Below are 11,648 nucleotides of genomic sequence, written 5' to 3' on the forward strand. Positions count from 1 at the left end.
CTCTAATATGGTCTTATCGTCTGTTGACATAAGCTTAATCTTTTATAAAGGCAAAGATATGGTAAAAAAGCGAAAGTGCCAAACTTTCCTTCCCCAAATTATACTTTTTTATGGGATGATGATGCGAAAGGTGGTGATTCCCTGTGCCTTGTCCTGATGGAGCGAAAGGCTGCCGCCGCTTACTCGCATGATCTGGCGGGAGAGGGAGAGACCTATTCCGCTTCCTTCCGGCTTCGTGGTGAAGAATGGGATGAAGATGTGGGAGGCTACATCTTCGGGGATGAGGCCGGCGTTGTTGCTTACGTCGATGATGATGGATTCCTGGGCGTTGGCGTAGGCTTTGAGACGGATAAATGCCTTCTTGCTTGCCGCGGATTGCAAATCTGCGGAGCGGCATTCCTGCTTGTCTTCTCTTTCCTTTTCCTTGAAAGCTTCTACGGCATTCTTCAGAAGATTCGTTACCACGTGAGAGAGGAGGCTCTCATCGACATAAACCAACAAATCCTTGGGAGAAACTTCTATCTTTACTTCGTGGTTGCAGAGCAACGCCATTCTTTCCAGAAATGGCTCCACATAGAAGAGAGCAGGCTGAGGCTGGGGAACACGGGTGAAACGGCGATAGTTGTTGACGAAAGCCAACAGTTCGGTTCCTGTTTTGTGGATGGTTTCCAAGCCTTGCTTCAGGTCTTTATCCTCTGTAACCCGGGTAAGCAGAGTTTCGCTCAGCGAAGTAACCGGTGTGATGGTATTCATGATTTCATGGGTCAGCACACGAATCAGTTTGATCCAAGAATCCACCTCCTGATTGCTCAGCTCGTGGCTCACGTCGCTCAGGGCGATGATGCGCACGTGCTTGTCTTTCAGCATGGCTTGGGTTTCATGCTTTGCCAGGTGTTCATCCTTCAGCTTTCCTTTTACCTGGTTCATGTGGGTAAGCACATCCGTATCGAGCAACCGGAGGGCTGCCTGATTATGTTGCAGGATGTTGTCGTGACTATCTACCACCAGGATGCCCGTATCCACCGCATTCAGAATCTGCTCGTAATATTTCTCCCGATCCATCTGCTCCTCTCTCGTATGTTGCAGGAAAAGCTTGATGCGGTTGAGGGACTGGTGTAGAATATTATCCTCCTTAAACCTCTTCTCCGTAGGAAAGTTGAAGGAGAAATCCCCATTATCTATCGCATCAAAAAGGAAGGTTACCTTCTTGATGTTACGGCGATAGTGGCGGTAGAGGCGAATGTAACCCACTACAGCCACGAGCAAAAGCACGATAATAATCACCTTATTAATATCCATACTTCAAAAACTATAGAATTCTTCACTCTTCACTTTTCGTTCTTCACTTAAATCCCGTATCGCTTAATCTTATTATAAAGCGTCTGGCGGGAAATGCCCAGTCTTGCAGCTACCACCGACAGGTTTCCTTCACATTCCCTGATGGTTTTCTCTATCATTCGGCTCTCCATCTCGTCGAGCGTCTGAACCTCTTCCAGGGGTTTCTCTCTTTTCTGCTGGTTTCCGCCGTCAATATCTTCGGCAGAAATCATTCCGCCATCAGACAGAATCACGGCTTTCTCGATGGCGTGCTGAAGTTCACGGATGTTGCCGTACCAAGGCAAACTGGTAAGTTTTTTCTCAGCTTCTTCCGAAAGACGGAGATTCACCTTATTATATAAATCGCCATATTGATGGAGGAATCTTTCTGCCAATGGAACGATGTCTGATTTTCTCTGTCTCAGGGCAGGCAATTCCAGATGGATGGTATTGATGCGATAGAGCAGATCCTCTCTGAATTCGCCATCGTTTACCATCTGCTGCAGGTTGCGGTTGGTGGCGCAAACCAGTCGTACGTTGATGGGAATCTGCTTACTTCCGCCCACTCTTACGATGCTTCTGCGTTGCAGGGCGGTAAGGAGTTTTGCCTGAAGACTGTAGGATAAGTTTCCTATCTCATCCAGGAAGATGGTACTGCCGTCGGCAAGCTCAAACTTGCCCGGTTTATCCACCTTGGCATCGGTAAAAGCACCCTTCACATGACCGAAGAGTTCGCTCTCGAAAAGGGTTTCCGTGATGGCTCCCATATCCACAGGCAGCATTTTCTTTCCACATCTTGTGGATAAACGATGTATCTCGTTGGCTAACACCTCTTTACCCGTTCCGTTTTCGCCCGTAATGAGGATGTTTGCATCGGTTGTAGCAACCTTTTCCACAATACTTCTCAAATTGTTCATAACTTCGCTATCTCCCCAATACATAGCGCTTTGCGCATCTTTTCCACCAGGTTTTCCACCTTTCCTGTTGATAACGTTATCCACAGCCCTATTCTTATCCCTAGCCTCTACCAGCGTACGTATCATCTTCTCGTTTTCAAAAGGTTTCACGATGAAGTCGGCGGCACCTTCCTTGATGCCTGTTACGGCAAGTTGGATGTCGGCATAGGCGGTAAAGAGTACCACCTCGGTTTTCGGGCTGAGGCTCTTGATTTCCCTGAGCCAGTACAGTCCCTCGTTTCCCGAATTGATTCCGCTGGAGAAGTTCATGTCGAGCAGCACCACGTCGGGATGCTCCTCTCTCAGTTTGGCTGGGATGGAGTTAGGGTTGGCGATGGTGATGATGTCATCGAATATGGGTTCCAGCAGCATCCTTACCGTAGTAAGAATGTTGCGGTTGTCATCAACAATCAATATCGTTCCTTGTTTCTTAATCATGGTGCAAAGTTACGAAATATCATGGAAAAGTGGTAATGTTTGTCTAATAATTAGACGAAAAAATGCCGATAATGGTACCAAAAGTTGCTTTTCCGGCAGCTTTTGGCATCCTTATCGGCACTTGTTTATTCAAAATTCTGATTCCTGATGAGGAATTGCTTATCCTAAAAGGGGAATTACTTATTCCAAAAGGGGAGTTACAGCTCTATCGGAACCACTATCTTTATGCTGAAGTTGCGGCCCATATTGTAAACGCCTCTTCTGCCTGTAACCTGGTTTACGTCAAGATACTTCAGACGGCTCAGGTGGTTCTGGTAAGCACGGTTGGTAAGGTTCTCGCCCGAAAGATAGAGCGAGAGAAGGCGCTTGCCATGGAGCTTCACGTCGGTACCGGCATACATATTTAATAAGGTATACGATGGCGTAGCGGTCTCCGTATCGTTGGCTGCGAAATAATGGTTCTGGCGGAGATTGCAATCCATCTGTAGCTTTACGAAAAGATGGTCGAAAGTCTTGCCGTCGCAGACAAACTCATACCTTACATCCGAAACCCAGCGAGGGGCTGGGGTGAATGGCAGATACTTTGATTCGGATGGCTGATGCAACTGAACCGAGTTGACATACGAGAAGGTGTTGCCGATATGCAGATGCTCCACAGGGTGGATGTCGATGCTCGCCTCACCACCCAGAATGCGGGCGTCGCCCGAAGTAAACTGATAGGCTGGCGTGTCGTCGATGAGGACAGGCTGATTCTTCTCATCTGCCAACTTCTCGCTATAGATGTAATGGTTGATGCGATTGGCAAACAGCGAGAGCTCTGCCGAAATGATAGGCGAAGAATAATCCAGACCAAGGTCGAATTGCCAGCTGTTCTCAGGCTTCAGACCGGTATTTCCCAATTCGTATCGCTGTGTTCCTTCGTGCACACCATTCGATGATAATTCGCTGATGTTTGGAGCACGGAATCCTCTTGCCAGGTTCAGCTTCAGATTGAAATCGGGCAGGATTTCATAAGCCAATCCGATGCTTCCAGTCACTCCCTCAAAGTTGCGCTTAAAGGCTTGAAAGCGGAATGAATCATTCGATTCAGAACGATGCGATTCTGCATCATCCTCTTCTCTCAAAGCCTCGCTGTGCAGATGGCGATGATCGTATCTGATGCCGCCGCTCAGGTTCAGTTTGCCTATCTCCTTGCTCACCGTGGCAAATACACCATAATCGAAGAGATGATAGGCTGGAATCAGAAATTCAGAACCTTTATTAATCGACTGCTGCCACATGCCGTTGATGCCCGTAGAGAACTTCCATCCATTCATTTCCGGCGAGAGATAATGCAGGTCGTAATTCATGGTATGGAGCATGAAATCGAGTCCGCATTCCTTCGGATTCTCTTCCTCCTCAAACTCCTGACGGCGGTTCTGCTGATAACCCAGGAGGAACTTCAGATTGCCGTCGCCCAGGAACCAGGAATTATCAAGTACAGCCTTGTAATGATGAATCTGCTGATAAGGCATCGGCTTGCCGTAACTCTTGGCATCGTAGCCTTCCGGAATTTCCAGTTCGCCCGTTTTCTCATCTCTTTCTCCCTCTACGATGCCTGGAGTGAGATGATAATAATCGAGTGTGAGATGCGAATGCCCCTGGCGGTAGTTCCAGCCTAGAAGCTGCGAGAATGCCTGCTCTCTGAGTGATGAACCGAATACATAACCATCGTATTTATTCTTGTAGGCATGCGCCATCTTTCCGCTGTAGCGGGTGTTCCATACAAATCCGCCCTGGTTGCCGGCAAAGTTGAACGAATAATCAAAAAGTCCGTTGTTGGTTTGATAACCCGTTGAGAAATTTGCTCTCATGTCGCCCTTTGCAAGGGTAGGAGCGGAATGGAAGATAAGGACGCCAGCCATCGCATCTGATCCATACATGAGACTTGCCGGGCCTTTCAGAATCTCTACAGAATGAACCGAAGCGGGGTCGATTTCTATTCCGTGCTCATCGCCCCATTGCTGTCCTTCCTGTCTGACTCCATCGTTTACCACTACCACGCGGTTATAGCCCAGGCCACGAATCACGGGCTTTGAAATTCCGCTTCCCGTGGTAATCTGCGAAACGCCTGGCTGGTGGGCGATGGCGTCGATGATGTTGGTAGAAGGTTGCATTTCGAGCTGTTTGGCAGAAACGAAGGAGACTGGCGCAGGCGATTGCTTCAGTTTTTGGCTGCCCGTCAAGCCTGTTACCACCACTTCGTTCAGTTTCACGCTCGATTCCGTCAGCGGCTGGTGTCTGGTAGAATCGTTTGTCTCTTCTTCATGAATGTTTGCGTCCTTCTTATCATGATTTGCTCTGTTTATAGCCATAGCAGGGGCTGTTGCCGATGAGTACAGACTCATCAGCAATATTGCTTTCAATATTGTTCTCATTATGTTATTTATTACCTTATTCTGTTAATATTCAATTATTTATAAAAACAAAGAATAAGGTGGAGCACGGGTAGATTTTGTCCCCTTCGCCCTGCACAAGCAAGGAGAACAGAAGGCACGGCGAGGGGAGAGATGGAGCACGGCGATGGCAACCCAAACCACGAGGGATGGAGCCAGATAAGGAGTGCTTTGCAATTGGCAAAGCACACAGTCGTGCATGGTATGCTGCAGGGCTATCAGATGCCCGTCGTGATGAACATGATGGGCACAATCGGCACAATAGAAATCAGTATGAGTTCCCTGCGCTTCACCATGATGGTGAAACGTAATGGCAAGCAGCATCGGCAGGTAAACCAATAGCAGCAGCCAGGAAATTCTGATTCTCTTATGCGTCATCCTCTGCATTTATCTACAGTCTATGATGATATTTCAAATAATTTGCTTGTCTATACAGAAATATTTTAAAGTGGGCTCTGTTGTTAATATGTAGATACCTACACTCGGTTGCAAAGATACAAACTTTCCTTCTAAAAAGGAAAGAAATTGGCAATTATTTCCTTTTGAAAAGGAAATTTATCTGTTTTTTATCTAATCCTTGTGGTTTCAGTTACATGCATAATCGAAGAGAGTATTTAAGTGGAAAAGCAAATGGATAGGTCTTGCCTTCTAGAGAAAAGGGATTTTCCTGGAACGGGAACGCTTTCTTTTCTTCTAGAAGTCTCATTATCAGATAGTTAATAAAATTCTAGCGTTCCAGTTAACCTGCTGAATCTTCCAGATTCCAGTTCTTCCAATTAATTTTAAGAGGGTATGCATCTTTAGTTTGTCCTTCTTCTTTACTTCTTTATGTTATATAACTTATTGATTATTAATTAATTATATATATAAATATATATAAAAATAGAGGTAGGAGGGATATGCAGAAAAAATAATTGGAAGATTTGGAATCTGGAAGATTTTCTAATCTGCTTTCTTCTAAAAGGCTTATTGTCAAGTGGTTAACGCAATCATCAATCTTCCGTATAACTTGAAAAAGGAATGTATCTTCCAAAAAGGAGCGTTTTTGAGGGCTATATCTGTTTCATTTTTCTAGCTTTTGTGCTTTCTGTTGGGGTAACCATGCTCTCTTGTATGGCTGGGAATGAATCTGAAGCAATAAAGAAATCCGGAATTCGGGGTGAAACAAAACTGTTTCTTGGGGAAAATGGAAGTTATCTGGAACGGAATCCCCATTTTTTTGTGGATTTTTTCCCCATTCATTCCCCATTATCCCCACTCTCTGTTTTTGATACGAAAATGATAAGTGGCTGATAATCAGCAGAAATAGTCGATTTGCTCATTTCTGGCACGCATCTTGTGATAATGAATAGCGGGTTCGATAATGAATCCACAACGAAAGTAAATAACAATATTAGTAATAACAGTTTAAAAGATAAGATTATGAAGAAGTTCGTTTTTGCAGCTATCGCAGCTATGGTAATGGTTTCAGTAAGTAATGTTTTTGCTTCTAGCAAAATGATGGGTAATTCTGAAGTAGCTCCAGTTGATACAGTAGCTCCAGCCGATTCAACAGTAGAAGGCACAGCTATCAGTTCTCAGGCTAGCGTTGAGGATTCTGCCAAGCAGGAGTCTACAGAGCAGACTGTTGCGGACAAGGCTGTAGAGCAGCAGGCTGTTGCTGAATAGTCTTAAGAAGGTATTCATTTGCAAAGCGTTATAATAGAGAAAAGTGTATTAGAAGTTTCATCAAGGTAATAGGTTATATTTAGGTTTACATTGTAATTGCATTTCCTAGAAAAAGAAAGTGTAAAATTTAGGTTCGGTTTATGGAAAAGGAGTCTGCTGGCAGGGATGCTGGCAGACTTCTGCTTTTTTGTTCGGGATGAGCAGAGAGTCTCAGTCTCAGAGTCTCAGTTATAAATAAAGGGGGTACCATTCTTCCGCTCTCCCTTTTTTATCTTTATAACTTATTGATTATTAATTAATTATATATTAATATATATATAATATATAAGTATATAAGAAGAAGAGGGGTGCTTGAAAAACAACTGAGACTCTGAGACTGAGACTATGGAAGCAAGTAAAAGGAAAAGAGGCGATAATCTAATTCCCTAGAAAGCAACGACTTATGAAGGTTTCGCGGTTTCCCATTTTCGGTCTCAGCCCTATAGATTATTCGAAAGATTTTACAAAAGCATTCTTTTTAGGTCTCCCAAACCCTCAAAATTGCTTTGTTTTTTGCTTTAAAGTAGATTTAGACCTTGCTGAAATACAAAATCATGTTCTCCTAAAAAATGCAAGTAAAAACGGGATAACTGAGACTATTGCCCGATTTAGAGCCGGAAAAACCGGAAAGTGAGTCTCAGCTGTCTGTTTTGAGTCATTTTCATCCTAAATATTTTCCCAGTTAGAGATTTTTATTTTCCTAACTAGAAATATTATTTTCTTCTCTTAGAAGGGTAATCGTCCCAGCGCAAAATTGCCCTAAAAATGATGCTTGTCATCTATAAACGATAGAATTGATACATTTTTATCGTCTATAAACGATAAAATGTGTATTTGGATTACTGATGACATGCAAAAAGGCTGAACTTCGGGTTAGGAAGTTCAGCCTTTTGCTTATTTGTGATTTCAGGAAAATATAATAATTCTATCTGATACCATTATCTCTATCGCTATTGTTCAGCTTACGGCTGCCTGTATGGTATCTGCGGCCATGGCTGAAGTTGAAGCTGACAGTAAAGACAAGCATGTTGCCCTGGTCAGCAAGGCGTACCTTGTTCTTCTGCTGCACATACTTGTTGAAAAGTTCATCCTTATACACGCAGCCATGAGGATAGAATACGAATAATCCGAGAACACCAAACTGCCAGTTCTTATAGCTGTAGGTTACGGCAAGATTGGAGGTTGGCTCTCCGCCGTTTGTCTTTTCTCCCCAAAAACTCTTTTCCACCTTATAGGCACCATAGCCAATGTTCCAATTGCCTGTCATGTACCGAATTTCTGCTCCATAACTGAAGTAATTGAACTCGTGGGAATAATCCAAACCCTTTGTCTTGACATTCTGATACTCGCACATAAGGTTCAAATCCAGATGATCCTTGATGAGGTGAACTTCAGGAGTCAACAGCAGGTGTTTGTAATCATGACTCTTCTGATTCTCCGGTTTGCTCACAAAGAGATAAGAGCCATCCTCCCGCTTTTCGGGCAAGATAGAAGTAGCTATAGGCTTGTCGTAATACGTCCAGTTTCCCTCCAGGTACACAGACATCAGCGGAATGTTCCAGGAAGCCGACAAGGTATTGTTGTAGCCGGTAAATGGCTTCAGACCGCTATTGCCGTCACGCGCCTCAAAGCTGTTGGAATATTGGCGCAACTCGCTCAAGTCGGAAAGGCTTGGGATGTCTGATGTGATTTTGCTGCTCCATTTAAAACTCAGACGGTCGCTAGCCTTTGCCTGTAAAGTTACCTGTGGTCGAAACAGCCATTTGCTGTATCCGTTCTCCCCCTGATGGATGGAAGACCTGGTTGCGCCAACTCCCACCTGATAACTGAACCACTTCTGCTGTCCCTGTAGCTGGGTGAAAAGATAGAGATTGCTGTACTTCAATTCCGTATCAGCATTACTGCTTCCCACATAGATGTTATCTGTGTGGCTGATATTATATTGTCCACCTACCGATAAAGCCATCTGTTTCCAGTTCTTGCTGTATGTTCCTTCACCAATAAGAGAGCGCTTTCTACCAGTTGCATCATAACTGTAATCGGTCAGCGGAGCGTTCTTTACAGATTCATCCGGCGATTTGTTGAACGTATATTCCCTCATACGATATTGGTAATCTGTGCCGATGTAAGTACCCACCAGGTTCAGAGCCAGGTTCTGGTCATGGGGCATGTTGAGCGAATAATAAATGTCCAGAGATGGAATCTGCTCCAGCATTTTTCTGTTGTTTTGCAGATATTGGTTTGCCTTGCCGCTTTCCTGATAAAGCTGGTTCATGCCTCTCACAGGACTGTTGTGATTGTAGAAATTCAACCGTACATTCAATGTATATTTGTCTGGCTCACTAAGATTATAACCCAACTGTACATTATTGGTGGTGTATAGGAACGGAGAATCATAACCTAAATAATTGCGATGTAGAGTTTCTCCTGTGGGCAGATGATAAGTACCGAGACTCTCATAGCTTCGTTCCTCTACCGAGCGATAGGAGAAACTGTAGTTGATGCTGAATTCCGATTTCTTCACATTGTATTTGAAATAACCGTCGCTATTATTGAAACCTGCCTTGGTGCCTTGCATCGTAGAAACTCCACCCACATAACCGGCATAGCGTCGGCGGACCTGGTAGTTGATGACTGCATCCAGATTGCTGTCTCCATATTTGAGTCCTGGAACATTGATGAATTCCACCTTTGTAACTTCATCCGGCTGCAAAGCCAATACATCTTGCATGCTAGCCTTGACATCGTTGATGCGTATTTGCACATCTCCGCCCTTTAATGACAGAACTTTGCGTTCTGCTCGATTTACGATAATGGTAGGCAAAGACAAGTTGTCCAACAGATCATAACCATTGGAAGCCGTTTTCACCTGCTCTTTTGTAGGGAAGATGATTTGTCTATCTACTTTTTCTACAACCCTTGCGGCTTCAACGGTCACACCTTTCAACAGGTATGAATTTGCCTGCATCCTCACATTTCCGATGCGGGCAATAGGTACCAGCTTGCAAATCGTCTTGTAGCCCACGAAAGAAACCTTCATGAGGACCTGCTTCTGCTGGCAGGGGATGACGAAATCGCCATTGGCGTTGCTCACGCCTCCACAGAGAAAGGAGGAATCCTTCGGGTTGAGCAGCTGGATATTGGCGAATTCTACAGGAAGATTGTGATTGTCTATCAGTCTGCCTATCAGCTTGCGCTCGCTCTTGCGTATGCATTCTACCGTGATGAGGCTGTCGCCCACGGTCATCTGCATCGGATAGAAACCGATTACCTTGCGGATGGCATCGGGAATATTGGCTGTCTTCACGTTCTGGGTAACTGTGAAGTCCTCCAGTTCGTTGTAGATGAAACTGATTTTGTAGCGCTTGGAAGCCTTGTCGAGGTCGATGAGGACGTCCGACATGCTGCGGTCGTGATAGTTGCGCTGGATGTGCTGTGCGCTCATCGCCAGGGCGAACGTGCACAGCAGGAATATGATGGCTGAAAATCTTCTCATAATGATGTCGCTTTTTATTTGTTATTTTACAATCAGCTCGTTTTGTTGCAATTCGATGTTTACATTCTCGAATTGGTTCAGTTCTTTTACGATGTTCTCGATGCTCGAATGACTGTTCCATTCGTAATAGAGGCGGAGGGTCTTGTCCTCGTTATTCTCAAACTTCACTTGTAAATCATAATAAGAAGCAATTTCAGAAAGCATCTTCTCGAAAGCCACATTCTCGAAAGTCTTGTGAATGGCTGGCTTTTCTGGTTTCGGATGAGTCAGGGAATCCTTTCCTGCTACCTGCTTTGCGGAATCTGATTTTATGACTTCCGGATGAGTATCAGCCGTTACCTGGGTAGGTTCCTGGCTGCGCTTGATGTAAGTATGGATTGCGGCAAAGGCAATACCCGAAATCAAGACAAAGCCGGCGATGGATGCAGCCAGCTTGCGCCAGGAAGTTATAGGATGAGTTGCTTTTTCCTGAAGTTGATGCTCCTGGCTGAATTTCTCCCATTCCTCATCTACATTAATAATAGGAGAGGGGCTTTCAAGTGCAGAATCCACTTCCACCATCGTCTGATAGAGTTTTCGGCATTCCTCATCCTGCAATATTTCACGAATCTCCTCATCAGAATACTTCTCCTGATGGTCGATGATATCCAGTATTTTTTCAAACTTGTCCATAATAAATCTGCTAAGGGTTAAACTTTTGCTTTAATTTTCTGATGCCTTGCGCCAGATGCTTATAAACTGCCACTTCGCTGATGCCCAATTCCGTAGCAATCTCCCGATATTTCAGTTTCTGCCGAAAACGGAGATCGAGTACCTTGCGGGTTTGTGGCGTGAGTTCAGTATCCATATAAGCCAGAATTGCTTCGTATTTGTCGGTTTCCCTGTCTATTTCGGTAATTGTCGCTTCCAGGGGAACTATCGAAGGCGAAGTATCGGCTTTCAGGAGGTGATGAACCCGGTCTTTCATCTTCTGTCGGCTCAACAGGTTGAGGCATTTATGGCGCACACACACCAGAAGATAGCTCCCGGCGTTAGTGGAAGGCAGGGGCGAATCGCTGGTTATAGTCTCGTTATCAAGACCCAGTTGAATCTTTCCGTCGAGCACATCGGCAAAGACTTCGCTCACCACATCCTTGCTGGCTGCATCATCCTTCAGAAGTACCCTGGCCAATTGGTACATCCTTAGATAATGCTGCCGGAAGAGCTGTTCTATCGTTTCTTTGTTTATTTGCATTACTTTATTTCTTTTCTTTTGCCTATATTACAATCGAATTTTCATTTTCCTAACCCTTAGCAGGT

8 protein-coding genes are annotated in these 11,648 nt (G+C 44.6%); 1 reads left to right on the top strand and 7 read right to left on the bottom strand.

Going from position 1 to position 11,648, the window contains the following annotated elements:
- Positions 1-108: 108 nt before the first annotated feature.
- The 4 genes from RCO84_RS14515 to RCO84_RS14530 all read right to left on the bottom strand — a co-directional run bounded on the left by RCO84_RS14515 (position 109) and on the right by RCO84_RS14530 (position 5,524).
- Positions 109-1,299 (bottom strand): sensor histidine kinase, encoded by a 1,191-nt coding sequence (locus RCO84_RS14515; protein WP_317585462.1) that lies wholly within the window; start codon positions 1,297-1,299, stop codon positions 109-111.
- A gap of 47 nt (positions 1,300-1,346) precedes the next feature.
- Positions 1,347-2,711 (bottom strand): sigma-54-dependent transcriptional regulator, encoded by a 1,365-nt coding sequence (locus RCO84_RS14520; protein WP_317585463.1) that lies wholly within the window; start codon positions 2,709-2,711, stop codon positions 1,347-1,349.
- A 197-nt stretch (positions 2,712-2,908) separates the two neighbouring features.
- A complete protein-coding gene (locus RCO84_RS14525; protein ID WP_317585464.1) occupies positions 2,909-5,128 on the bottom strand; it encodes a TonB-dependent receptor in 2,220 nt (739 codons plus the stop codon).
- A gap of 39 nt (positions 5,129-5,167) precedes the next feature.
- Positions 5,168-5,524 carry a hypothetical protein gene (locus RCO84_RS14530; RefSeq protein ID WP_317585465.1) on the bottom strand — a complete coding sequence of 119 codons (357 nt, stop codon included), beginning with the start codon at positions 5,522-5,524 and terminating at the stop codon, positions 5,168-5,170.
- A 1,044-nt stretch (positions 5,525-6,568) separates the two neighbouring features.
- On the opposite strand from RCO84_RS14530, the gene RCO84_RS14535 reads away from it, so the two are divergent.
- A complete protein-coding gene (locus tag RCO84_RS14535; protein WP_117727369.1) occupies positions 6,569-6,814 on the top strand; it encodes a hypothetical protein in 246 nt (81 codons plus the stop codon).
- A gap of 964 nt (positions 6,815-7,778) precedes the next feature.
- Here RCO84_RS14535 and RCO84_RS14540 read toward each other — a convergent pair.
- The 3 genes from RCO84_RS14540 to RCO84_RS14550 are packed head-to-tail and all read right to left on the bottom strand — an operon-like array spanning position 7,779 to position 11,583.
- Positions 7,779-10,349: a TonB-dependent receptor gene (locus tag RCO84_RS14540; RefSeq protein WP_317585466.1), complete on the bottom strand. Its 2,571-nt coding sequence runs from the start codon at positions 10,347-10,349 to the stop codon at positions 7,779-7,781.
- Between the two features lie 21 nt (positions 10,350-10,370).
- Positions 10,371-11,021, bottom strand: coding sequence for a DUF4974 domain-containing protein (locus RCO84_RS14545; RefSeq protein ID WP_317585467.1), 651 nt, complete (start codon positions 11,019-11,021; stop codon positions 10,371-10,373).
- Between the two features lie 10 nt (positions 11,022-11,031).
- Positions 11,032-11,583 (bottom strand): sigma-70 family RNA polymerase sigma factor, encoded by a 552-nt coding sequence (locus RCO84_RS14550; RefSeq protein WP_317585468.1) that lies wholly within the window; start codon positions 11,581-11,583, stop codon positions 11,032-11,034.
- Between the last annotated feature and the right edge of the window lie 65 nt (positions 11,584-11,648).

The organism is Segatella copri (assembly GCF_949820605.1).
Taxonomy (GTDB): domain Bacteria; phylum Bacteroidota; class Bacteroidia; order Bacteroidales; family Bacteroidaceae; genus Prevotella.

What these genes read in the sequence shown, in the direction of transcription:
- RCO84_RS14525 (WP_317585464.1), bottom strand. Translation starts at nt 5,128, where the DNA reads ATGAGAACAATATTGAAAGCAATATTGCTGATGAGTCTGTACTCATCG.
- RCO84_RS14515 (WP_317585462.1), bottom strand. Translation starts at nt 1,299, where the DNA reads ATGGATATTAATAAGGTGATTATTATCGTGCTTTTGCTCGTGGCTGTA.
- RCO84_RS14520 (WP_317585463.1), bottom strand. Translation starts at nt 2,711, where the DNA reads ATGATTAAGAAACAAGGAACGATATTGATTGTTGATGACAACCGCAAC.
- RCO84_RS14550 (WP_317585468.1), bottom strand. Translation starts at nt 11,583, where the DNA reads ATGCAAATAAACAAAGAAACGATAGAACAGCTCTTCCGGCAGCATTAT.
- RCO84_RS14535 (WP_117727369.1), top strand. Translation starts at nt 6,569, where the DNA reads ATGAAGAAGTTCGTTTTTGCAGCTATCGCAGCTATGGTAATGGTTTCA.
- RCO84_RS14540 (WP_317585466.1), bottom strand. Translation starts at nt 10,349, where the DNA reads ATGAGAAGATTTTCAGCCATCATATTCCTGCTGTGCACGTTCGCCCTG.
- RCO84_RS14545 (WP_317585467.1), bottom strand. Translation starts at nt 11,021, where the DNA reads ATGGACAAGTTTGAAAAAATACTGGATATCATCGACCATCAGGAGAAG.
- RCO84_RS14530 (WP_317585465.1), bottom strand. Translation starts at nt 5,524, where the DNA reads ATGACGCATAAGAGAATCAGAATTTCCTGGCTGCTGCTATTGGTTTAC.